Genomic DNA, 22,820 nt, shown 5'->3' with positions numbered 1-22,820 from the left:
CGCCGCCCGCGGGGCTGAACCCGCGGGCGGCGCCGGCCGTCAGGGCCGTGGAGGCGTGGGGGCCGTCAGAGGACGAGCGAGAGCAGCAGGACGAAGCCGAGACCGACGACCGAGATGATGGTCTCCATCACCGACCACGTCTTCAGGGTCTGCCCGACGGTCATCCCGAAGTACTCCTTGACCAGCCAGAACCCGGCGTCGTTGACGTGGCTGAAGAACAGCGAGCCCGCACCGATGGCCAGGACGAGCAGGGCGGTCTCCGTCGTGCCCGCCCCCGCGGCGAGCGGGGCCACCAGGCCGGCCGCCGAGATGGTGGCCACGGTGGCCGAGCCGGTGGCGAGGCGGATGGCCACCGCGATCAGCCAGGCGAGCAGCAGGGTCGGGATCGCCCAGTTCGCGGAGAGGTCCAGGATCATCTGCCCCACGCCGACGTCGATCAGGGTCTGCTTGAAGCCGCCGCCCGCGCCCACGATCAGCAGGATGCCCGCGATGGGGGCGAGGGACTTCTCGACGGTGGAGGACAGCCGTTCCTTGGTGAAGCCGGCGGCCCGGCCGAGGGTGAACATGCCCACGAGCACCGCCGCCAGCAGGGCGATCAGCGGGGATCCGGCGACGTCGGTGACCCGCTGGACCGGGTGGGCGGGGTCGTCGACGACGATGTCGACCAGGGCCTTGACCAGCATCAGGGCCACCGGCAGCAGCACGGTGAACACGGTCGCCCCGAAGCGCGGGCGGTGCTCGGGATCCGTGGAGGGGCTCTGCGGGATCATCCGCTCGGGGGCGGGGACGTCCACCCAGCGCGCCGCGTACCGGGAGAACAGCGGACCCGCGATGATCACGGTCGGGACGGCCACGAGGACCCCGAGGGCGAGCGTGACGCCGAGGTTCGCGTGCAGGGCGTCGATGGCGACCAGGGGTCCGGGGTGCGGCGGGATCAGTCCGTGCATCACCGACAGGCCGGCCAGCGCCGGGATGCCGATCCGCATCAGCGAGTAGTTCCCGCGCTTGGCGACCAGCAGCACCACCGGGATCAGCAGGACGATGCCGACCTCGAAGAAGAGCGGCAGACCGATCACGGAGGCGATCAGCACCATCGCCCAGGGCATCGCCCGGCCCTTGGCGCGGGCCAGGATGGTGTCCACGATCTCGTCCGCGCCGCCGGAGTCCGCCAGCAGTCTGCCGAGGATCGCGCCGAGCGCGATCAGCACGCCGACGCCCGCGACCGTGGCGCCGAGCCCGGCGGTGAAGCTGGTGATGGTCTTCGCCGGCGGCGCGCCCGCGAACACCCCGAGGGCGAGCGAACCGACCGTCAGCGCCAGGAAGGCGTGCAGCTTGAGGCGGGATATGAGCAGGACGATGACGGCTATGCCCGCGAGGACGGCGATGCCCAGCTGGGTGTTCCCGGCCGAGGTGATCGGTCCGGGGGCGGCCGCTGCCAGTGTCTCGACGCTGAGACCGGTCACGGTGACGGTTCCTCGAATCTCTTTAGGGGCGGTGCGGCAGGGGGAGTGCGGCGAGCGCGGCCAGCGCCCGCCCGGTGATCTCTTCTGGGGATCCGGACACGTCGACGACGACCCCGAGCTCGTCCTCCTGGAGCGGCTCCAGCGTGGCGAACTGCGAATCGAGCAGGGTGGCGGGCATGAAGTGGCCCGTGCGCGCGGCCATGCGCCGCTCGATCAGGGGGCGGCCCCCGGTGAGGTGGACGAACACCGCCCCGGGGGCGGTGGCGCGCAGCCGGTCGCGGTAGGCGCGCTTGAGCGCCGACGCCGCGACCACCCCGCCCCGCCGTCCGCCCCGCTCGCGGATCCACTCCCCGATGGCGTCGAGCCACGGCCACCGGTCGGCGTCGTCCAACGGGGTGCCGGCGGACATCTTGGCGACGTTCGCCGCCGGGTGGAAGGCGTCGCCCTCGGCGTACGGGAGGCCGAGCGCGGCGGCGAGCAGCCGCCCCACGGTCGTCTTGCCCGTACCGGCCACGCCCATCACCACAATGACGCGCTGGGAGCTCACGTCGTACCTCGCTGTCCTCGTCGCCATCGGTCCGTGCGGCACCACTGAAGCCTATTAAGTAGTACTTATTCAAGAGTCGAACGGTAAAACATCACACCATTGGTTCTTCGGGGCGTCACCGTACGCTTACGCCATGACCACCGAAGGCAGCCCGGCGCAAGGCCTCCACTCCCTGGTGCTGGACACCCTCGGCCTCGCCATCACGGCCGGTGAGCACCCGGCGGGCAGCGTCCTGCGCACCGACGAGATCGCCGACCGCTTCGACGCCTCCCGCACCGTCGTCCGGGAGGTGGTCCGCGTCCTGGAGTCCATGCAGCTCGTCGAATCCCGCCGCCGCGTCGGCGTCACCGTCCGGCCCGCCGACGAGTGGAACGTCTACGACCCCCGCGTCATCCGCTGGCGCCTCGCCGGCACCGACCGCCCCCGCCAGCTGCGCTCCCTGACCGTGCTGCGCTCCGCCGTCGAACCGGTCGCGGCCGGACTCGCCGCCTCCCGCGCCACACCGGACCAGTGCGCCCAGCTCACCGAGGCGGCCCTCGGCATGGTCCGCACCTCCCGCGGCCACCAGCTGGAGGGCTACCTCCACCACGACATCGCCTTCCACCGCACCGTGCTGAACGCCTCCGGCAACGAGATGTTCGCCCGACTGGGCGACGTCGTCGCCGAGGTGCTCACCGGCCGCACCGAGCACTCCGTGATGTTCCACGACCCCGACCCGGCCGCCGTCACCCTCCACGTACGGGTCGCCGAAGCCGTCCGCGAGGGGGACGCCACCGCCGCCGAGGCCCTGACCCGGCAGATCGCCCTCGGCGCCCTCGACGAGCTCGACGTCCTCGCCCCCTGACGGCGCCGCCCGCACCCGGACGGTACGCGGGCACCCCGCCGTACGACAGACTGGGCGCGTGCTGGGACATGATGCCGGGGACGACGACGGCGGACCCGCCTCCTTCGTGGGACGGAACGGTGAACTGGGCGCGCTGCGCACGGCCTTGGCCGCACGCCGGCTGATCACCCTCACGGGGCCGGGCGGGGTAGGCAAGACGCGGCTGGCCCGCCGCGCCCTGGAAGGCGCCGCCACCTCCCGGGGCCCCTTCCCCGACGGGGTCCACTGGGCCGACCTCTCACCCCTGCCCGGCGACCGGCTCCTGCCGGACACCGTCGCGGACGCGCTCGACCTCGCCGACCACACCTCCCGCACCCTCGCCGAAGCCGTGCGCGCATGGATCGGCGCGCGCCGGCTGCTCCTCGTACTGGACTGCTGCGAACATCTGACCGCCGCCGTACGGGACCTCGTACGGGACCTCCTGGCGGCCGCCCCGCACCTCGTCGTGCTCGTGACCAGCCGGGAGCCCCTCGGGCTCGCCGACGAGCACGTACTGGAGATCGGCCCCCTGCCGCACTCCGACGGCGCCGGAGAGGCCCTCGCCCTGTTCACCGCGCGGGCGGACGCCGCCCGTCCCGGGCCCCCGCAGCCGTGGACCCCGGGGCGGCTCGCGGCCGCCCACGCGATCTGCGTCCGCCTCCAAGGCATCCCCCTCGCGCTGGAACTGGCCGCCGCGCAGTTGACGGACCACACCGTCGAGGAACTCGCCGCGCGCCTCGCCCGCCGGATCGGAGTGCTCCCCGCCGCCGGCGCGACCCGGCCGCCGCGCCACCGCGCCCTGCGCACCGCCATCGGCTGGAGCCACGAGTGGTGCACCCCGCGCGAACGCCTGCTGTGGCTGCGGCTGTCCGTCTTCGGCGGCGTCTTCGACGAGGACGCCGCCCGGGCCGTGTGCGCCGCGGCCCCGCTGCGGCCCGAGGACGTCCCGCCGCTGCTGGCGGCGCTGACCGCCAAGTCCGTCGTACGCCGCACCCCGGACGGCACCGGGTACCGGATGCTGGACACGATCCGCGAGTACGGGGCCATGTGGCGGGACGCCGTCGGCGAAACGGACGCGCTGCGCGCCCGGCACGCCGCCCACTTCCTCGGCCTGGTGCGGACCGCGGAACGGGAATGGCTGGGCCCGGGACAGCGGGACGCCTACCGCGGGATCGCCACCGGCCACCAGGACCTCTGCGCCGCCCTCGACCACTACCTGGCGACCGCGCCGGCCACGGCCGTGGAACTGGCGGGCCGCGTCGGCTTCTTCTGGGCCTGCTGCGGCCACCTGCACGCCGCCCGCGGCTACCTGGAACGCTCGCTGCAGGCCGCCCGCCCCGAGGACGTCGACCTCAGGGGCCGGGTCCGCGCCCTGTGGGCCCTCGGCGTCACCCTCCTGCTCCAGGGGGAGCAGGACGAGGCGCACCGGCTCGCGGTGACCTGCGAGGCCCTCGCCGCGACCGACGGGGCCGACCCGCGCTCCGCCCTCGACGCCGCCTACCTGCTGGGCCTGAGCCACCTGCTGGCCGGCCGTCCGCTGGCCGCACGGATCATCGCCGACAACGCGCTGGAGGCCCGCCCCGGCACCCCCTTCGACTCGCCGTCACGGCTGCGCAGCCACCTGGTACGGGTGTTCGCCCTGACCGGCATGGGCCTGTTCGTCGACGCCCGCGCCGAAGCGGAGCTGCTGCGGGCCGGCTGCGCGGCCCGCGGGGAACACTGGACCCGCGCCTACGCCGACTACCAACTGGCCCTGATCTGCCTGTTCGAGGGCCGACCCGTCGACTCCGCCGCCCACGCGCGGGCGATGCTGGACGGCAAACGGGAACTCGGCGACAGCTTCGGCACGGCACTCGGCCTCGACCTGCTGGCCGCGGCCCGGGCCGCGGCCGGCGACGAAGCGGGAGCCGCGCACGCCTACGGCGCGGGCCACGCCTACTGGCAGGCGGTCGGCCACCCCCAGCGCGGAACACCGGAACTGGGTCCGGTCCGCGAGGAGTTCGAACGCACCGCCCGCGGCGCACTGGGCGACCAGGCCTACGAGGCCGCATTCCAGGAGGGCGTACGCCACGGCCACGCCCAGCGCACCCGCTCACGCGCCACGTGAGGACTTCGACGACACGACCTAGTGGGGCTTGTGGCCGGGGTAGACATGGTCGGGGCTGACGATGGCGGTGACCGCCTCGCCGAAGAGGGTGCTGGGCTCCTGGCCGTCGTGCAGGGCGTCGGTGTTGAGGAGGATGACCATCGTCGCCCGCGCCTGCGGGAGGTAGACGGTCAGGGTCTCGTACCCGGGCAGTGAGCCGTTGTGGCCGATCCAGCCCTGCACGTTGAAGATGCCCAGCCCGTAGCCTGCGCCGGGAACGCCGATGGGGGTGGTCTTCAGACGCTGCGCCTGGGTCGCGGGGGTCAGCAGGGTGCCGGTGGCGAGCGTGCGGGCCCAGCTGCGCAGGTCCTGGAGGTCGGAGATCATCGCCCCGGCGGCCCAGGCCCAGGAGGGGTCCCAGTGGGTCGAGTTCACGGTCTTGCCGGAGGCCGTCTGGTTCGTGTAGCCCTGCGCGTACGGAGCCGGGATCTCCGCGCCGGTGGGGAAGAGCGTGCGGTGCAGCCCGGCCGGCTTCAGCACGTCCTGCTCGATGACCTCGTGGAGCGGACGTCCGGTGACCTTCTCGATCACCAGGCCGAGCAGGATCAGGTTGGTGTTGCTGTAGTCGAACTCCGCTCCCGGCGCGAACTGCGCGGGGTGCTTGAAGGAGTAGTCGAGCAACTGGCGCGGTGTGAAGAGCGCGTTGGGGTCGGCTTCGAACCTCTTGATGAAGTCCGCGTCCCCGCTGTAGTTGAAGAGCCCGCTGCGCATGCCGGCGAGCTGGCGCAGGGTGATGTGGTCCCCGTTCGGCACACCGGTGATGTATGTGGCGACGGGGTCGTCGAGGCCGATCTCCTTCCGGTCGACCAGCCTCAGCAGGGCGGTGACCGTGAACGTCTTGGTCTCGCTGCCGATGCGGACGTGCAGACCGGTGGCCATGGGCGCGCCGGTCGCCTTGTCGGCCACGCCGAAGGTCTTCACGTAGCTGCCCTTGCCGGGGGCCCAGAGGCCGACGGTCACCCCGGGGACGCCCGTCTCGTCCATGACCTTCCGCACGGCCGCGTCCAGCTCGGCCGCGACGGCCGGGGTGAGGCGCACGAACTCCGCGTCGGGATCGGGGGAGGGGGCCGCGGGGACGGCCGGCGCGGCGGGGGCCGCCCCGTACGCGGACCCCGCCACGGCCGGAGCGAACAGGAGACCTGCGGCCGCGGCGGCCACGCAGGCCCGCCGCAGACGCTTGCGGGTCGGCTTCACGGCAGGGCCTCCCGTCGCCCGACGATCAAGCAGCATCACCAGGGTAGGCCCGCGCCCCCGGCCCCGCGCGGCGAGCGGCGGCCCGGCACCGCGGGGGCCGCCGGAGGGTCACCCGGAGTCCCTGAGGGCGATGACCCCGGCCAGCGCGGTCAGGTCGCGCTCGGGGAGGCGGCGTTCGGCGTGGAGCATGCGCAGGGCGGTGGTGAGGCGCTCCTCGTCCTCGGGCCGGCGCAGGTTCGCGAGGTACGGGGGCAGCAGCAGCGCCAGCGAGGCGAGGTCGGCGCGGGCGCAGAGCCGTTCCAGCAGGGGCCGCAGGGGGTCAGGGGCGGCCGGGGCGGTCGCGCGCAGGCCCTCGGCGATCCGCAGGCGCAGCCAGTCGCCGTACGGGCCCGGGGGCAGCTCGGCGAGCCGGGCGGCGCCGGCCTCGAAGTGGGCGCGGGCTTCGGCCTGTTGCCCGAGTTCGAGGTGGGCGCGCCCCAGTGCGCCGTGCAGGGAGGGGTAGAAGGGGCGTACGCGCTCGTCGCCCACCCGGTCGGCGAGCTCCAGGCAGGTCCGGTTCCAGTGGAGGGTCGCCCCGGGGGTCGGCTGGTGCCGGGCCAGGTAGTGGGCGGCGACGCAGGCCTCGTAGTCGTCGGCGGCCGCGTCCCAGGCCCGGCGGAACAGGGCGCGGGCCTCGTCGGCCCCGCCCGAGGCCTCGGCGGCCATGCCCTGGGCGCAGAGCCGGACGACGGTGTTGCGGGGGTCCACGGGGGTCTCCTTCAGGCTGCGGGGAGGGCGACGGGCATCACGAGCGTGGTGAAACTGCCCTGGTCGGCGGAGCGGACCAGGACGGGCAGGGCCGCGCCGGAGACCTCCAGCAGCGCGTCCGGCCCCACGCCGGCCTCCAGCGCGGCCGCCAGCACCGCCGGATCGAAGGCGAGCCGCACCGGATCGCTCTCCTCGCGTACGGCGGGCAGCGCGTTCCCCGCCACCAGCAGCCGGTCGTGCCCCAGCTCGACGGGGACGGCCGCCGCGTCCGGGCAGGCCTCCAGAGCGGCGAGCAGCGCCGTCCGGCCGACGACCACCCGGTGGGCGGGGGCGTCCAGTGCCGCCAGCACGTCCCGGTAGGCGGGATAGGACCCCTCGGTCACCGCCACCTCGCGGGCGCCGCCGGGGTGCCGGACGGACAGGGGGCTGCCGGCGGGTCCCGCCGACAGGACGACCTCCGAGGCGCGGGCGGCCCACGCCCCGAGCGCGACCAGGGCCCCCGCCTCGATCAGTACGCGCCCCGGCGGCCCGCTCACGGCGGTGGGCCGCAGGGTGCGCAGCGAGAGCCGGTAGCGGTCGGTGGCCACGAAGCGGACCTCGTCCTCCTCGAACTCCACCAGCACGCAGCCGAGCACGGGATGCACGGGATCGCGCCCCGCGGCCGGGGCCACCTGCCGTGCGGCACTGGCCAGCTCGGCCCCGCCGAGGGTGAACTCGGTGCGGTCCGTGCCCGCGGGCAGCGTGTCCAGTACGGCGCGGATCGCGGCGTCGGCGGCCCGCCCATTCTCCCGTACGGCCGTGCGGTGCCGCTCCAGGACCTCGCGGGCCCCGTCGGCGGGCCCGTCGAGCACGGTCACCACGTCCGGCAGGGCCAGTCCGGCCTCGCGCAGTGCGCGCAGGAGCGCGGCCCGGGCCTGCTGGGCGGTGGAGTAGGAGCGGTATCCGGTGACCGCGTCGACCCGGGCGGGCGGCAGTACGCGGCAGTCGTCGTAGAAGCGCAGTGCGCTCGGCGCGAGCCCGACCCGCCGGGCGAACGCGCTGATGCTCATCAGTTCTGGTGTGCCGTCCATGAACGCGATTGTCGACTTTCATCCCACTTGAAGGTCAACCGGCGGTCGGCGCGATGGCGGCCGGTACGGCCTCCGGCAGCCCTCGGACGCCGCCTGCATCAACGGCGAGTCGATCCGCATCGACGGCGGCGCGGCCCGCTCCCCCTGACCGCCCGGCCGCGCGGGACCCCGCACCGGCACCCGCGATCCGCCCGGAATACGACCGGCCGTGCCCACCGCACGCCCCGTCCGCGACCGGCCCGCCCCCCACCATGGAAGGAGAGGGCCGGAACCGGCTTGTAGGCGTGCGCGCGGCGGTGCGATCCTTCCGCCATGTCGCACATACAACTGCCGGACTACGGGGCGGTCCTCGCGGAGGTGAGGGAAGTGCGGCGGGCCGGGATCGTCCGATTGCGTGAGCTCGGCATTCCCGTGCTCACGGGCTTATCGGCCGGTCCGGGGGAGGGGAGCCCCGGAGAGCCGCACTTCCCCGCTGTCGAACGGCTCCTGCGCACCGCCGTCGCCTCGATGGGCGGAGGCACCCTCCAGGAAGCCGCCGAATACAGCCTCGGCCTGGCCCGCGGCACCAGGGACTGGCCGCCGGCCGACCGGCGCAGGCGGGCCGCCCAGGTCTACGGGGTCAGCGTGGAGCGGTTCCGCAAGCACCACGAGCTGATGGTCCTCGGGCAGGTGGCCGAGCAGGTCGTACGCCACGCCGGCGGTACGGGTGCGGCCGCCGGACCGGCCCCGGCCTCCGCCGCGGGGCGGACGGTCCGTCAACTGCCCTCCAGCCACCACCGGATACCCGTCCGGGCCGGCGGCCGCGACCACCACGTCACCCTGCACGTGCACGCCGTCGACCTGCTGCGCGACATCGACGTGGTGGTGTCCCCGTCGAACACCCACTTCGCCCTGCCCGAGGCCTACAAGTCCTCCGTCGCGGCCTCGCTGCGCCGCACCGGAGCCCTGCGCGACCCCGCCGGACGGATCGTCGCGGAGCCCCTGCGCGACGAACTGCGGGCCTGGACCGACCGGTACGCCCCGCAGGGCCTGCCGGTCGCGCCCGGCACGGTGGCCGTCACCGGCGCCGGGGCCCTCGAACGCCAGGGCATCCGGTACGTCCACCACGCGGCGGTGGCCGTTCCCCGGCCCGGCACCAACGACTACGACGTCCAGCCCGTGGACGTCACCCGCGCCGTGACCCGGGTCTTCGCCCTGCTCGCCGAAGCGGGGGCGCCGGCCGTGCCGGGAGCGAACGCCCACACCGGTGCCGGGGCGGAAGCCGGAGCGTCCGCCCCGGCGCCGTACCCGCCCCCGCGGTCCGTCTGCCTGCCGTTGCTCGGGGCCGGGCGGGGCGGGCTCGCGCCCGCGGAGAGCCTGGCCGCCGTGTGGGCCGCGGTGGAGGCCGAGCTCGCCCGCGGGGCCACCTGGGACGTCCACCTCGTGGTCCGCACCCCCGAACGCGCCGAGATGGTCCGGGAGTTGCTCGGATCCTCCGCCCCCGAGGGCCGGCCCCGGCCCGACCGCGTACCGCCGCCCCACCGCGCAACGCCCGCGCCCTGACCCCTGGAGCCGTCTTGTCCGCATCAGCGACCGCCGCCCGGGCCGAACGCGAGGCGGTCATGGCCGAGCTCGCCACCCTGCCGGCCGCCGACCCGAGGGCACGGGACCTGTGCGGGCGAGCCGGCGAACTGAGCTACCGGCTCCACGAGGAGCTCGCCGACCCCGAGGACCTCGAACTCGCCGTCGAGGCCTTCGCGCACGCCTTCCGCCAACCCGGTCCCGCCCCCGCGCCCGGGCCGCGGCGGGCGCTGTGGCGGATCATGTACGGACACCTCCTGGCCCTCCGGTACGACGAGCGGCCCGACCCGGAGACGGCTGCCCGCGCCCACGCCCTGCTCGCGGAGGGCCTCGCCGAACTGCCCGGCGATCCGCAGTCGTGGGGCGAGGCCGTGATGGCCCGGCGGCTCCTCGCCAACCTCACCAAGATCCGCTTCATGGAGACCGCCGACGAGGCCCTCCTCGACGAGGCCCTGCACCGCGGTCTCGCCGCGCTCGACGACGAGGACGGACGGGACGCGGACCTCCAGGAGGCCCTCGGCTACCTGTGGCAGCAGCACGGTCTGCGCACCGGCCAGGTGTCCTCCTTCGCCCGCTCGGCCCGGTACTACGCCGACGTGCTGGCGGGCGGCGCCCCGGACCGGGACCTGCCGCTGGTCCGCCAGTCCCGGGGCGCGTCGCTCACCCTCCAGGGCAACACCGCGGGGGACCGCGCCGTACTGGAGGAGGGCCGCGACGAAACCCTGCGCGCGCTCGCCGAGGCACCCGGGCGGCCCGAATGGGAGCGGGACGCCCGGCTGCGCGTGGCCTTCGCCCGGGTGGTCATCGCCGGCACCTGGGCGGACGAGGAACAGGGCGCGCGGGCCGAGACGGAACTCAGGGCGCTCCTCGGCACCGAGGCGGAGATCGACGCGCTCCACCTCGGCTACCTCGACGTCTTCGGCCGGGCGCTCTTCGTACGCGGCCGGACCCGGCTGGACGCGGACCTGCTCGACCTGTCCGTCGCCCTCCTCACCCGGGCCGTCGACCGCTGGGAGTCCGAGGGAACCGGCCCGGTCGGCCTCGTCGCCTGGGCCCTGACCAGCGCCCACCACACGCGCCACGAGATGGACGGCGACCGGGAACGGCTGCCGCGGATCGAGCGCGCCGCCCTCCTGGCCCTGGAGGACCCCGGCCTGGCACCCGCGCTGCGGGAGACCGTCCGGATGATGCTGGCCGACGCGCAGCACCAACTGGGCCCCGACCACCCGCAGTCGGTCCCGCCCGAGGAACTGCACCGTCTCTACCAGGAGTTCCTCGCCCGGGCGGGGGACGAGATCCCCCTCGAATTCGGCCCGGACCACATCCTGCTCGCCGACACCGAGGAGGCCCGGGCCCGCTGGGAGCGCCGCTTCTCCCGCTTCTTCGAGGAGTGGCGTGCGGACGGACCCGGCGGCCGCGCGCACGCGGTGCGCGCCGAGCAGCTCCTGTCCCTCCTGGCCGCGCTCGACCCGCACGGGGACCGGGTCGGCCCGGAACGCGAGGAGGAACTCGTCCGGGCCGTCCTGTCCTACGCGCGGGCCCACCCCGACTGGTGGGTCAACGCGCACCTCGCGGTGGGCAAACTGCGCCTGCACCAGGGGATGCGGGGGAACCCGGCCCGGCTGACCGAGGCACTGGAGCACTTCGAAGGGGCCCGCCGGACCGGGTTCGACAGCCCCTGGCTGACCCTCTGCGTCATGCTGGCCTCCTCCGTGCTCGCGCAGATGCACGGCATCACGACGGGCGCCGCTCCCAGCCCCGCCGACTGGGAGCGGGTCTGGAACGAACTGGACCTCTCCCCCCTCCTCACGGACACGATGCGGGCCCAGCAGGCCGGCGGTGAGGCGATGGTGCACGCCCGGCGGGGAGACCTGGCCGCCGTCGACCGGGGACTGGCGGTCCTCTCGGACGTCGTCGCCCGGTACCCGGCCGACGACCCCGGCCGGATCGAGATCTGGTCGCAGCTGGAGACGGTCCGGCTGGCCCGCGAAGGCCTCGCCCTGCGCCTCGGGGTTCCGCGGCTGCCACCGCCTGCCGGGCGGCCCTCGCCGGAAGAGCTGCGCCGTCAGGCGTCCCGGCTGCCGCGCGCCCACCGTGCCACCGTGCTGGGCGACGTGGCCCGCGCCTGGATCGGGGAGGCCCTGCTACGGGCCGACGCGGCCCGGGCCCGTGAGGTCCTTCCCCTCGCGGAGGAGGCGGTCCTGCTGGCGCCGGCGGGCAGCGAGGACTGGATCCGCCTCGCCGCCGACACCGGCAGCGTGTACACCGCCCTGGCCCTGGCGGACGGGAACCCGCGCGCACCGGAGCGGATCCGGGACCTGGAGCGGGCCTTCGCCCTCCTCCCGGCCGCGGCCGAAGCCGAGGGCGGGCCCGAACACCGGCTGTGGGCCGTCACCACGTTCCACCTGGCCCGGGCCCACCGGATGAGGAACCGCCCGGCCCGCCGCGACCGCGAGCGGGGCAGGAAGCTGGGCCTGGAGGCGATGCGCGGTTTCGTGTGGTCGTCGCTCCTCCAGTCCGGCACCCAGGACGTCGCCGAAGCCGCCCGGCTGGCCGAGCAGTTCTCGGGGGAACTGGCCGGCTGGTGCGTCGCCGACGGGGCCCCGGAGGACGCCGTACGGGCCCTCGACGCCTGCCGGGGCCTCATCCTGCACACCGCGACCACCACCCGCTCCGTCCCCGAACGCCTCACCACCGGCGGGCACCTCGGGCTCGCCGACGAGTGGCGGGCGGCGGGCGGCGACCCCGACGCCGTCCCGAGCGGCCTGCGCCGCCGCGTCGTCCTCGCGCTCACCGAGGGCGACGACCGGCTCCTCGACCCGCCCGGCCCCGAGGAGATCGGCGCGGCCCTGCGCACGCAGCACAAGGACGCCCTCGTCTACCTGGTGCCCGGCAGCGAGTCGTGCCCCGGTACCGCCCTCGTCGTCACCACCGCCGGCACGGTGCACGAGGTGCCGCTGCCGCTGCTCCGCGAGGACGCCGCCCCGCTGCGGGAGTACCGCCCGGCCGACGCCGGCGAGGCCCGCGACATCGAAGCCGTTCCCGGCTACGGGCGCCCCGCCCCCGCCCCCGCTCCGCCGTTGCGCGTCCAGCTGGACCGGCTCTGCGCCTGGGCCTGGAAGACCGCCGTCCAGCCCCTGCTGGACGTGTTCGACGTACCGGCCCGGCCGGGCCGGGTGCCCCGGCTGGTCCTCGTCCCGATGGGCGCGCTCGGTCTGGTCCCCTGGCACGCCGCGTTCGCCGAAGAGGGCCGGGGCCGCCGCCACGCCATCGAACGGGCCGAGTTCTCGTACGCCGCCTCCGCGCGCCTGCTCTGCGAGGTCGCGGCCCGCCCCCCGGCCCCGCACTCCGGTACCGCACTGGTCGTCGGCAACCCCACCGGTGACCTGCCCTACGCGGGGGAGGAGGCCGACGCCGTCCGGCGCGTCTTCTACCCGCACGGCCAGTACGTCGGCCTGCGCACCGGCGACGGCGCGCCCGGGCAGGTCGCCGGCTGGCTGCGCGACCGGGCCGACGACGGCGCCGTCCTCCACCTCGCTTGCCACGGCACCGTCGAGGAGAACCGGCCCCGCAGCTCCTACCTCTCCCTCAAGGGCGGCGAACTCACCGCGGAGGAACTGGCCGGAGCCGTCCACGGCAGGCTCGGACTCGTCGTCCTTGCCGCCTGCCGCAGCCAGGTCTCGGGGCGCGGCCACAACGAGGCGTACAGCCTGTCCACGGCCTTCCTGGTGGCCGGCAGCCGTTCGGTGATCGGCTCGCTGTGGCCGGTACCGGACGACGCGACCTCCCTGCTGATGTTCCTCACCCACCACTACCTGCGCCGCGAACAGGAGCCCCCCGCGCGGGCCCTGCGCCGGGCCCAGCTGTGGATGCTGGACCCGGCGCGGACCGTGCCCGAAGGGCTGCCGCCGGTCCTGGCCGCCCGGCTCACGGACCTCGACCCGTACGACCTGAGCGCCTGGGCCGGCTTCACGCACCTGGGTCAGTGAGGCGGGTGTCGGCCGGGAGGGCGGGCACCACCGTGCGCAGGGCGACGGTGCTCGCCGCCCACTGGCCCGCCACGAACGCCGCCCGGGCGGGCAGCAGGTCCCGGTTGCCCGGCCCCGCCGACGGCCCGGCCGACGGCCCGGCCAGCCGCAGCAGACCGTCCGCGGCCGGGCCGCCGACCGAACCCGGGCGGTCGGTGGTCGCATCCCATGGGGGCAGGTGGAACGGCACCGTGTTCAGCTCCCCCTCGGCCACGACCAGCGTCAGCCAGTCCCGCACCGAAGCCCCGGGCCGCACCGGCCGCGACGCCGGCAGCACCATCCGCAGCGGCTCCCCGTCCAGCGCGTGCCCGGTCATCCCCGGGCCGACGAACCCGCCCGGGAAGAGCGCCGACCCGGCCCCGAACCGTTCGTCCAGGTTGAGGAGCACGCACCACAGCGGCCGCGGCCCGGTGTTGCGCACCCGCACGGTGATCCACGGCGGCTCCCGGCCCTCGTAGGCGAGGGCGATCTCCCCCCGCGCGTCGGGCCGCAGCGGTTCCCCGTCGCGGTCCGACCACGGCAGTACCTCCACCCGGACGTGCCCGGACAGCGGGGACAGGCCCGCGTTCAGGTCGCGGAGGCGGTGCCAGTGCGTCAGCCGGGCCAGGCAGTGGGCGAGGAAGCCGACGTCGTCGGGCCCCGCCAGCGGCAGCGGGTCCACGTACGGGGAACCGTCCCGGCGCAGTACGCGGGCCAGCCCCCCGCGCACCTCGACGCGGAACAGCAGCCCCGCCCCGGTCTCCTCCGCCGAACCGGCCCGGACCTCGCGCAGCAGCGGCGAGGCGGGCAGCTCCACCCGGTCCCCGTCGAGCACCACCGCCGCCGGGGGCAGCGCCAGCGCCGACAGGGCCACCGCGTGCACCGACCCCGGCTCCGGTACCCAGCCGTCCGGATCGACCAGCACCCGGTCGGCCCGCACCTCCGCGACCCGCAGGAGGCCACCCGCCGCCGTGAACTCCGTACCCGTGCCACCGGTCAGGCCGTGCACCCGCCCGCAGTCCACCTCCCAGCCGTCCGGCCCCTCCCGCAGCAGGTGGGCGCTGGGCGCCGCGGCCGCCCCGCCCAGCAGCGGCCGGTCGGCGGGCCCGCCCGGATCGGCGGGGAACAGGACCGGCTGCTGCCCGTACACCAGCTGCCGCACCCCGGCGTCCGCCGCCGCGAGCAGCTCCCGCGCGGTGGCGTCCGGTCCGGCCTGGCGCAGGGCGCGGGCCAGGGCGTACGAGAACACGCCGCGCGTGCGCGGGCCCTCGGGGCCGTACGGGCCGTCCGTACGGCCCGCGCCGTCGATCGGGCGCTCGAAGGACGGCTGCCCGAGCCGGCTCGCCGCCAGCAGCAGGTGCCGCGGCCCGGTGTCGGGGCCGCTCACGTCCCGCGACGCGACCGTCGGCCGCCACCGCGGCAGCGGCGTCAGCGAGCGGGGGGTCACTCGCTTACGGCTCGCGCCCCCCGAGTAGCAGCAGTCGAGCACCGCCACCACCCGGCCGCCGCCCGCCGCCGCGCCGTCGAGCAACGCGCCCAGCCGCTTGTCCGGAAGCGGCCCGTCCGCGCACACCAGCGCCTGGCAGCGACCGGTCGGCTCCAGCAGCAGCTCGTGCGCGGTGACCGCCGCGTACTCCGTCCCGTGCCCGCTGAACCACAGCAGCGCCGTGTCACCCGGCCCAGCCCGGCCCAGGTGCCTGCTCACCGCCTCCTCGACCGCCGCGGCCGTGGCCTCGGAGTCCAGCAGGATCCGCGCGTCGACCCGGCCCGGGGCCGCGCCCTCCAGCGCGGCCCGGGCGTCGGCCACGTCGTTCAGGCACCCGCGCAGATCGGACAGACCCGAACCGATCGCCGCGCCGTACTCGTTGATGCCCACGAGCAGGGCGTAAACCTTTGCCATCACGCCAGTGTGGACCGCGGGCCGGGGCGGACACTGGCCGAAAACCGGTCGGATCACGGTCACTTGCGGGGAGAACGTGGCTCGAATCCCTTTTGGGGTCGCACGATTGACGCAACGTCATTAATCTGCGTGCTCCACGCGCGAATACGGGGAGACCATGGGCTACATCGAGCGTCCGCGCCGCGTCGTACGACCGGCCCAGGACCTCCGGCAGGGCGCGGGCGAGGCAGCCGCGGCCACCGGAGCGTCCCACGCACCCGGGCCCCTCGCCGACCGGCTGCGCAGCCGGTCGGGCGAGCTGCTCGAAGCGGTGGCCCGGCTCGACGCCGGACTCGACGAGGCCGCCGGGCGCCGCCTCGCCGACTGGATCCGCGAACAGTACGAGGCGCTCCACCACAGTGCGCCCATCGGCTTCCTCGCCAGGTGCCACCTGGGCCCGCCCTACGTGGACCACATCCTCAACCTCTTCGGCGCCATCCTCACGCACTACACCCCCGGCGACGTGCTGCCCGAGCCCTACGGCGCCGCCCGGATGCTGGCCCGCAGCCCCAGCTACGCCTGGGTGGAGGTCTACTCCGACGGGCTGTTGCTGCCCGTCCTGCAGAACGGTTCGGTGGTACGGCCCAGCGGGCCGCGAGCGGGGGGAAGCGCATGACGGACATCGACTACGGACTGCACCGGAAGGTCGCCGAGGTCAACCAGCTGGTCGCCAGGGTCGCCGAACAGATCGGCCACGTCTCGGGGCAGGTCAGCTCCGTCGAGGCGAACCAGCAGCAGACGCGCACCGAACTCCAGCAGCTGCGCGACGAGTTCCAGGCCTTCGCGGCGCAGGCACGGCTCACCGCGGCCCTCCAGCGGGCGGAGACCCGCGTCGGCGTCATCCAGGACCAGCTCGACCACGAGTTCGGCCACCACAAGGTGGTCCGGCGCACCGCCGTCGGCATGCTCCAGGCTTTCGACATCGGCCTGGTCTCCGAGGACACCGTCCGCGCCGTCGGCGACCAGCTGATGCTCCAGACCCCCAGGTACTGGCTCGCCCCCGCCCTGGTGGCCCTCGCCGCCTGGTCGGCCGACGACCCCGCCCTGTGCGAGCGGGCCGTCCAGGAGTCCTTCCGCCGCTCCCCGGACCGCACCTCGCTCTTCTTCGCGCTCGTCCTGCGCCGCCAGGGCCGGCACGGCGAATCGGCACGCTGGCTGCGCCACTACCTGCTGGCCCAGGACCCGGCCGCCCTCGGCCGCGAGTTCGCCGTCATCCTGGAGTCCGTCGCCCAGGGCGCCTTCGGCCCGGCCGGCCGGTCCATGCTCCGCGACGCCCTCGACGAATGGCACCAGCTCCTCGGCAGCGACACCGCCGCCCAGGACGCCCAGATCGACCGCTGGCGGGCCGAACTCGGCTCCCTGTGCCCGACCGTGACCGGGGCCGAGTTCACCTTCCTGCACCAGGTCTCGCCCCAGTGGCCGCAGCTCGGCCAGGTGCTCTCCGCCGCACGCACCCAGCAGGTCGTCCTCGACAAGTACACGGCCGTCCTGAACACCGAACCCACCCCCACGCAGCGGATCGAGGACGCCGTCGACGACATCCTCGACCGGCTCGTCTCCGAGTACGACAACGAGGAACTGCCCCTGCGCCGCGACCTCGCCTACCAGGAGGCCGTCGTCGCGCACGACGGGGACACCACGCGGGCCCGGGCCACCGCCGACGCCGACTCGGCGTCCTACGACGTCACCCTCGACTACCTCACCGTCCAGAGCACGGCCGCCCTCAACCCCGCCGCCATCGGCACCTCCGAAGCCACGCGCCGCCTCGCCGTCGCCGCCTGCCGGGACTGGTTCCACCACGCCCACCAGGGCTTCTCCCGCGACTACCGGGCAGCCGTACCGCAGGACGTACAGGCCCGCTTCGAGGCCACCTACCCGGTCGCCGGACAGAAGTTCACCCTGCCCGCCTGGACCGGCTCGTACCGCACCCCGCTCCCCGAGCTGGAGAAGGGGCTCGGCGAGCACTGGGACCGGCACACCGCGCCGTTCGTCGCCGCCCTCGGGTACAAGTACCCCGGGAAGGTGGCCGCGGCCCTCGCCGCCGCCCTGATCGGCCTGTTCATCGGCAACGCGATCAGCCCCGCGGCAGCCGTCCTGATCCCCCTGCTCATCGGCGGCATCGCCTGGCTCGTCATCCACCAGGGCGCCACCAAGACCCGCCGCGCACAGGACTCCGCCCGGCTCCTCCTCGGCGAGGCCCGGCGCGACGCCCTGCACCGGCTCGTCGGAGCCGGCGCCGACCTGACCAACTGGCAACAGGCCTACCAGGACGCCGACGCCGTCGAGGAACAGGTGCGCGCCCTCATCGACTCGCTGGCCACCGCCACCGAGGGGAACTCCCCCTTCACCGGCCGTACCGTCACCCCCGGAGGGGACCGCACATGACCACACCCGACCCCGGAGCACCCCAGCCCCGCCGCCGGCTGTGGGCCGGCGGCGCCGAACCCGCCGAGGAACGCACCACGGCCCGGCTGCGCCGCGTCGTCGAAGGCCTGCCCGCATGGTCACCGCTGCCACCCGGCGAACAGCTCGTACGCCGCCCCGGCACCCGAGGGGACACCCCCTGACCGCCCACGCCATGTGGGGCCACGGCGGCGCCTACGAGACGTGGACGCGGTACCTGCGGGACTGGAGCCGGTCCGGGGCCGCCGCCACCGCCGAAGCCGCCGCCCGGCTCCCCGCGCTGCGGCCCGGGGACTACCACCAGGACACCTGGGCCCGCTTCTCACAGCACCTCACCGACGCCTTCGACCGGCGCCTGCGCGACTGGGCGAAGGCCCTGACCGCGGCCCTCGAAGCGGCCCGCGACGAGTTCGACGCCGGCCGGGCCCTCGTCCAGGCCCGCACCGGCCTCGACGCGGTCCGCGCCCTCGCCGCGCACCCCGGCCTCCCCGAAGACCTGCGCGGGAAGCTGGAGGAACTCGTCGACGGCCAGATCGCCGGATTCCAGGAACAGCTGGAGGCGTCCCTGGACCGGGCCGCGCGCGGCGGTGGCGACCCGCGGTTCCTGGAGGACCGCCGCCGCACCCTGCGCGAGAACCCGCTGACCACGGCCGGCCCGGGCGCGCCGGGACCGGGGACGGGCCGGCCGGGACCGACGCCGGGCGAGGGCTGGTCGTACGACCCCGCGGCCCCCGCCCGCCGCCGCATCATCACCGACTGACCGGAGACCACCACCCATGTCCAACCACGCCGAATGCCATCGCGATCTCGACAGCTACATCTCCGCCCGGGTCCCGGTCATCTGCATCCGCACCATCGAACAGCAGCGCGCGCTGCGCCTCGTACGCACCGCCGCCACCCACGCCCGGCGCGGCGCCATGCCGTTCTGGATCTACACCAGGGCCACCGGACTGCGCGACCTGCGCACCAACGCGCCCCTGATGGACGACCGTTCCCTGACGGGCGCCATGGAGTACGCGGCGTCCCAGTTCACCTCCCGCCCCAACGCCACCCTCGTCCTCGTCGAACCGGACGACCTCGACGCCGACACCCCCCTGACCCGGCACGTCGCCGAACTCGCCCGGCTGGCCGACACCAACATGGGCAGCGTCATCCTCATCACCGACAGCCCCGTGTGGAGCGGTCTCCAGCGGCTCGGCATGGGCCTCCAGCTCGACCCGCCCGATGCCGACGAGATGTACGCGACGATCTCCGCGTTCCTCGACGACCACCGGGGCCACATCCCCATCGCCTGGGACGAGGGGGACACCCGGCGGGCCGCCGAGTTCCTCGTCGGGGTCACCGAGGGGGAGGCGATCAACCTGATGGCCACGGTCGCCGCGAAGGGCTCCGTGGAGGCGGGCGACGTCGTGGCCCTCGCCCATTCCAAGGACCGCATCTTCAACGACCTGACCGGTCTGCAGAAGGTCCCGCTCAAGGCCGCCGACTACGCGGTGGGGGGCCTGTCGAACCTCCGCGACTGGCTCCGCCGCCGCGGCCGGCTGCTCCAGGCCGACCTGCGCGCCACCGACCTGCGGCCGCCGCGCGGGGTCCTGCTGGTGGGCGTCCCCGGCTGCGGCAAGTCGCTCTCGGCGAAGGCCATCGCCGCGCAGTGGCAACTTCCCCTGTACCGGCTGGACATGGGCTCCATCCACGGAAAGTACCTGGGCGAGTCGGAGGGCCGCTTCCGGGAGGCGCTGGAGACCGCCGACCGGGTCGCGCCCTGCGTGCTGTGGATCGACGAGATCGAGAAGGGGCTGGCCGGCGCGGGCGACGGGACCGGGGTCCCGCAGCGCATCATCGGGCAGTTCCTGTTCTGGCTCCAGGAGTCGCAGTCGCGCACCTTCGTCGTCGCCACCGCCAACGACGTCCGCAGCCTGCCGCCCGAACTGCTGCGCAAGGGCCGCTTCGACGAGCTGTTCTTCGTCGACCTGCCCGACGCCCAGGACCGGGAGGAGATCATCGGCATCTACTACCGCCGTTACCTGAAGACCGAACCCGATCCCGAGCAGCTCGCCCGGCTCGTGGAGCTGTCCGACGGGTTCGCGGGCTCCGACATCGAGGCGGCCCTGCACGACGTCGGCGCCGAGGTCTACCTGGGCGGCGGCCCGCAGCACATGCGGCCCGCGTTCGTCCTGGACACCTTCGCCAACACGGTGCCACTCAGCCGCAACAACCCGGAACAGATCGAGGAGATCCGCGCCTGGGGCCGGGAACGGGCCGTTCCGGCCGGCCGGTTCACGGCCGCGGCCGCCCAGGGCCCCTCGGGCCCGGCCCGGCGGATCGTCTTCCTCGACGACTGACGGCCGCCCCGGGCCGGTGGCGCGCCCGCGCGGTCCGTACGCGCGCCACCGGCCCGGCGTACGGACCGCCCGGGTGGCGGGGGGCTTCAGCCCGCGGCCGCGTCCCGCCCCGGGTCCGCGGCGGTGCGCGGCGTCGTCTGCTGCACGGCCCAGCCGTTGCCGTCCGGGTCGGAGAAGTAGACGAACGATCCCCAGGGCATGTCCTGGATCTCGGTCACCTCCAGGCCCCGGCCCCTGAGGTCGGCGTAGGCCTCCTCGATGTCGGTGACCACGACCTGGAGGTTGTCCAGCGACCCGGGGACCATCCGGGTCAGGCCCTTGCCGAGGGCGATCGAGCAGGCCGATCCGGGCGGGGTGAGCTGGACGAAGCGGATCTCCTCGCTGACCGTGACGTCGTGATCGGCGTGGAAGCCGATCCTCTCGTAGAAGGCCTTGGCCCGGTCCACGTCGGTGACGGGGACGGCGACCAGCTCCAGCTTGATGTCCATGACACGCTCCAAGATCGGCAAGGGCCCGGGCCGGGTCCCGCGGCCATCATGCTCCCGAGGCCGCCACGGCGCCGCCCGGGGCGCGGCCGGCCGCCGCGAACTGGGTCCGGTAGAGCTCCTCGTACCGGCCGCCCGCGGCCAGCAGCTCGGTGTGCGTGCCGCGTTCCACGATCCGGCCGTCCTCCACCACCAGGATCAGGTCGGCCGCCTGCACGGTCGACAGCCGGTGCGCGATCACCACGGCCGTCCGCCCGCTCAGGGCCTCGGCCAGGGCCTCCTGGACGGCCGCCTCCGAGGTGGAGTCCAGGTGGGCGGTCGCCTCGTCGAGGATCACCACCCGCTGGCGGGCCAGCAGCAGCCGGGCGATCGTCAGCCGCTGGCGTTCCCCGCCCGAGAGCCGGTAGCCGCGCTCGCCCACGACGGTGTCCAGACCGTCGGGGAGCGAGGCGACGAGCCCGTCCAGCCGGGAGCGGCGCAGGGCCTCCCACACCTCCTCCTCCGTGGCGTCCGGCCGGGCCAGCAGCAGGTTCGCCCGTACCGACTCGTGGAAGAGGTGGCCGTCCTGGGTGACCATGCCGAGGGTGTCGCGGATGGAGTCGGCCGTGAGGTCCCGTACGTCGATCCCGCCGAGGCGCACCGCGCCCGCGTCCGCGTCGTACAGCCGCGGCAGCAGCTGGGCGATCGTGGACTTGCCGGCGCCGGAGGAGCCGACGAGGGCGACCATCTGGCCGGGCTCGGCGCGGAAGGACACCCCGTGCAGCACCTCGGTGCCGCCCCGCGAGTCGAGGGTGGCGACCTCCTCCAGGGAGGCGAGGGAGACCTTGTCGGCCGACGGGTAGCCGAAGGAGACCCCGTCGAACTCCACGGCCACCGGCCCCTCGGGCACCCGGCGGGCGTCCGGCTTCTGGGAGATCAGCGGCTTCAGGTCGAGGATCTCGAAGACCCGCTCGAAGCTGACCATGGCGCTCATCACCTCGACGCGGGCCCCGGCCAGGGCCGTCAGGGGGGCGTACAGCCGGGTCAGGAGCAGCGCGAGGGCGACGACGGAACCGGCGTCCAGGGTGCCGCGCAGGGCGTAGTAGCCGCCGAGGCCGTACACGAGGGCGAGTGCGAGGGCGGAGACCAGCGTCAGGGCGGTGATGAAGGCCGACTGGGCCATCGCCGTACGGATGCCGATGTCCCGCACCCGGGCCGCGCGGGCCGCGAACTCGGCGGATTCGTCCGCCGGCCGGCCGAAGAGCTTGACGAGGGTGGCGCCGGGGGCGGAGAAGCGCTCGGTCATCTGCGTGCCCATCGCGGCGTTCAGCGTCGAGGCCTCCCGCTGCATGCCCGCCATCCGCACGCCCATCCTGCGGGCCGGCAGCACGAACACCGGCAGCAGCACCAGTGCCAGCAGGGTGATCTGCCAGGAGATGCCGAGCATCACCACCAGGGTCAGCAGCAGGGTCACCGTGTTGGCGACCACGCCGGACAGGGTGTTGCTGAAGGCCCGCTGGGCGCCGATCACGTCGTTGTTGAGGCGGCTGACGAGCGCGCCCGTCCGGGTCCGGGTGAAGAACGCGACCGGCATCCGCTGAACGTGGTCGAACACCGCCGTCCGCAGGTCGAGGATCAGGCCCTCGCCGAGCGTGGCGGACAGCTTGCGGGTCAGCAGGCCGAGGCCCGCCTCCGCGACCGCGATGACCGCGATGAGCAGGGCCAGCCGGGTCACCACCCCGCCGTCGCCGCCGTCCACGACGGCGTCCACGATCCGGCTGGCCAGCAGCGGCGTCGCCACCGCGAGCAGCGCCCCCACCACACTGAGCAGCAGGAAGAGGACCAGCCCGCCCCGGTGCGGGCGGGCGAAGACCGCGATGCGGCGAAGACTGGTGCGGTTGAAGGGGCGCCGGTCCTGCTGGGCGTTGAGCGCGCTGTGGAGCGAGGTCCACGCCGTGACTTCCATGTCCATGACCCACACGCTAAAACCTCAAGATAACTTCAGGTCAAGGGTTCGTGGCCGGACCACCCGCACGGGCGCTCAACTCCCGTCCGCGGAAAGCGTCTTCGCGGGTG

General features: G+C 74.8%; 17 protein-coding genes. 9 read left to right on the top strand and 8 right to left on the bottom strand.

The features are described from left to right. Positions 1-65: 65 nt before the first annotated feature. Positions 66-1,463, bottom strand: coding sequence for a gluconate:H+ symporter (locus tag ABZZ17_RS04840; RefSeq protein WP_356872022.1), 1,398 nt, complete (start codon positions 1,461-1,463; stop codon positions 66-68). A 22-nt stretch (positions 1,464-1,485) separates the two neighbouring features. Then, positions 1,486-2,010 carry a gluconokinase gene (locus ABZZ17_RS04835; protein ID WP_356872020.1) on the bottom strand — a complete coding sequence of 175 codons (525 nt, stop codon included), beginning with the start codon at positions 2,008-2,010 and terminating at the stop codon, positions 1,486-1,488. A gap of 133 nt (positions 2,011-2,143) precedes the next feature. Here ABZZ17_RS04835 and ABZZ17_RS04830 point away from each other — a divergent pair, with 133 nt between their 5' ends. Next, positions 2,144-2,854 (top strand): FCD domain-containing protein, encoded by a 711-nt coding sequence (locus ABZZ17_RS04830; RefSeq protein WP_356872018.1) that lies wholly within the window; start codon positions 2,144-2,146, stop codon positions 2,852-2,854. Between the two features lie 58 nt (positions 2,855-2,912). Next, a complete protein-coding gene (locus ABZZ17_RS04825; RefSeq protein ID WP_356872016.1) occupies positions 2,913-4,979 on the top strand; it encodes an NB-ARC domain-containing protein in 2,067 nt (688 codons plus the stop codon). An 18-nt stretch (positions 4,980-4,997) separates the two neighbouring features. Here ABZZ17_RS04825 and ABZZ17_RS04820 read toward each other — a convergent pair whose 3' ends face one another. The 3 genes from ABZZ17_RS04820 to ABZZ17_RS04810 form a co-directional block, all read right to left on the bottom strand. After that, positions 4,998-6,212: a serine hydrolase domain-containing protein gene (locus ABZZ17_RS04820; protein WP_356872014.1), complete on the bottom strand. Its 1,215-nt coding sequence runs from the start codon at positions 6,210-6,212 to the stop codon at positions 4,998-5,000. Between the two features lie 108 nt (positions 6,213-6,320). Then, the gene (locus ABZZ17_RS04815) at positions 6,321-6,959 is read right to left on the bottom strand and encodes a hypothetical protein (protein ID WP_356872012.1); all 639 of its coding nucleotides are present in this window, start codon (positions 6,957-6,959) and stop codon (positions 6,321-6,323) included. An 11-nt stretch (positions 6,960-6,970) separates the two neighbouring features. After that, complete coding sequence (locus ABZZ17_RS04810; protein ID WP_356872010.1) at positions 6,971-8,029, bottom strand: MerR family transcriptional regulator; 1,059 nt, start codon at positions 8,027-8,029, stop codon at positions 6,971-6,973. Between the two features lie 312 nt (positions 8,030-8,341). Here ABZZ17_RS04810 and ABZZ17_RS04805 point away from each other — a divergent pair, with 312 nt between their 5' ends. Together ABZZ17_RS04805 and ABZZ17_RS04800 are read left to right on the top strand one after the other, a co-directional pair. Continuing rightward, on the top strand, positions 8,342-9,571 hold the full coding sequence (locus tag ABZZ17_RS04805) for a hypothetical protein (protein WP_356872008.1): 1,230 nt from the start codon (positions 8,342-8,344) through the stop codon (positions 9,569-9,571). A gap of 14 nt (positions 9,572-9,585) precedes the next feature. Beyond that, a complete protein-coding gene (locus ABZZ17_RS04800) occupies positions 9,586-13,578 on the top strand; it encodes a CHAT domain-containing protein (protein WP_356872006.1) in 3,993 nt (1,330 codons plus the stop codon). Here the strand turns inward: ABZZ17_RS04800 and ABZZ17_RS04795 are convergent. Continuing rightward, positions 13,559-15,496 (bottom strand): caspase family protein, encoded by a 1,938-nt coding sequence (locus ABZZ17_RS04795; protein WP_356872004.1) that lies wholly within the window; start codon positions 15,494-15,496, stop codon positions 13,559-13,561. The genes ABZZ17_RS04800 and ABZZ17_RS04795 overlap by 20 nt on opposite strands. Positions 15,497-15,653: 157 nt before the next feature. Here ABZZ17_RS04795 and ABZZ17_RS04790 point away from each other — a divergent pair, with 157 nt between their 5' ends. Genes ABZZ17_RS04790 through ABZZ17_RS04770 form a run of 5 tightly spaced genes read left to right on the top strand, consistent with a single transcriptional unit; the run spans position 15,654 to position 20,280 of the window. Continuing rightward, positions 15,654-16,151 carry a hypothetical protein gene (locus ABZZ17_RS04790; RefSeq protein WP_356872002.1) on the top strand — a complete coding sequence of 166 codons (498 nt, stop codon included), beginning with the start codon at positions 15,654-15,656 and terminating at the stop codon, positions 16,149-16,151. Beyond that, positions 16,148-17,920: a hypothetical protein gene (locus ABZZ17_RS04785; protein ID WP_356872000.1), complete on the top strand. Its 1,773-nt coding sequence runs from the start codon at positions 16,148-16,150 to the stop codon at positions 17,918-17,920. Before ABZZ17_RS04790 ends, ABZZ17_RS04785 begins: the two co-directional genes overlap by 4 nt. Then, positions 17,917-18,102 (top strand): hypothetical protein, encoded by a 186-nt coding sequence (locus ABZZ17_RS04780; protein ID WP_356871998.1) that lies wholly within the window; start codon positions 17,917-17,919, stop codon positions 18,100-18,102. The genes ABZZ17_RS04785 and ABZZ17_RS04780 overlap by 4 nt, the downstream gene beginning before the upstream one ends. 11 nt (positions 18,103-18,113) lie before the next feature. Then, entirely contained in the window at positions 18,114-18,698 is a 585-nt protein-coding gene (locus ABZZ17_RS04775) for a hypothetical protein (protein ID WP_356871996.1), read from the top strand. A 16-nt stretch (positions 18,699-18,714) separates the two neighbouring features. Next, a complete protein-coding gene (locus tag ABZZ17_RS04770) occupies positions 18,715-20,280 on the top strand; it encodes an AAA family ATPase (RefSeq protein WP_356871994.1) in 1,566 nt (521 codons plus the stop codon). Positions 20,281-20,366: 86 nt separating this feature from the next. Here the strand turns inward: ABZZ17_RS04770 and ABZZ17_RS04765 are convergent, their stop codons facing one another. Both ABZZ17_RS04765 and ABZZ17_RS04760 read right to left on the bottom strand, forming a co-directional pair. Continuing rightward, the gene (locus ABZZ17_RS04765) at positions 20,367-20,768 is read right to left on the bottom strand and encodes a VOC family protein (RefSeq protein WP_356871992.1); all 402 of its coding nucleotides are present in this window, start codon (positions 20,766-20,768) and stop codon (positions 20,367-20,369) included. 46 nt (positions 20,769-20,814) lie between these two features. Further along, the gene (locus tag ABZZ17_RS04760; protein WP_356871990.1) at positions 20,815-22,716 is read right to left on the bottom strand and encodes an ABC transporter ATP-binding protein; all 1,902 of its coding nucleotides are present in this window, start codon (positions 22,714-22,716) and stop codon (positions 20,815-20,817) included. Positions 22,717-22,820 lie beyond the last annotated feature (104 nt).

It is taken from the genome of Streptomyces sp. NPDC006512 (assembly GCF_040611935.1).
Lineage (GTDB): Bacteria > Actinomycetota > Actinomycetes > Streptomycetales > Streptomycetaceae > Streptomyces.
This window is presented reverse-complemented; position numbering and strand designations above follow the sequence as displayed.

Excerpts from the sequence above, each read along its gene's own strand:
- ABZZ17_RS04830 (WP_356872018.1), top strand. The coding sequence starts at position 2,144 with ATGACCACCGAAGGCAGCCCGGCGCAAGGCCTCCACTCCCTGGTGCTG.
- ABZZ17_RS04810 (WP_356872010.1), bottom strand. The coding sequence starts at position 8,029 with ATGGACGGCACACCAGAACTGATGAGCATCAGCGCGTTCGCCCGGCGG.
- ABZZ17_RS04805 (WP_356872008.1), top strand. The coding sequence starts at position 8,342 with ATGTCGCACATACAACTGCCGGACTACGGGGCGGTCCTCGCGGAGGTG.
- ABZZ17_RS04795 (WP_356872004.1), bottom strand. The coding sequence starts at position 15,496 with ATGGCAAAGGTTTACGCCCTGCTCGTGGGCATCAACGAGTACGGCGCG.
- ABZZ17_RS04790 (WP_356872002.1), top strand. The coding sequence starts at position 15,654 with ATGGGCTACATCGAGCGTCCGCGCCGCGTCGTACGACCGGCCCAGGAC.
- ABZZ17_RS04785 (WP_356872000.1), top strand. The coding sequence starts at position 16,148 with ATGACGGACATCGACTACGGACTGCACCGGAAGGTCGCCGAGGTCAAC.
- ABZZ17_RS04780 (WP_356871998.1), top strand. The coding sequence starts at position 17,917 with ATGACCACACCCGACCCCGGAGCACCCCAGCCCCGCCGCCGGCTGTGG.
- ABZZ17_RS04775 (WP_356871996.1), top strand. The coding sequence starts at position 18,114 with ATGTGGGGCCACGGCGGCGCCTACGAGACGTGGACGCGGTACCTGCGG.
- ABZZ17_RS04770 (WP_356871994.1), top strand. The coding sequence starts at position 18,715 with ATGTCCAACCACGCCGAATGCCATCGCGATCTCGACAGCTACATCTCC.
- ABZZ17_RS04765 (WP_356871992.1), bottom strand. The coding sequence starts at position 20,768 with ATGGACATCAAGCTGGAGCTGGTCGCCGTCCCCGTCACCGACGTGGAC.
- ABZZ17_RS04760 (WP_356871990.1), bottom strand. The coding sequence starts at position 22,716 with ATGGACATGGAAGTCACGGCGTGGACCTCGCTCCACAGCGCGCTCAAC.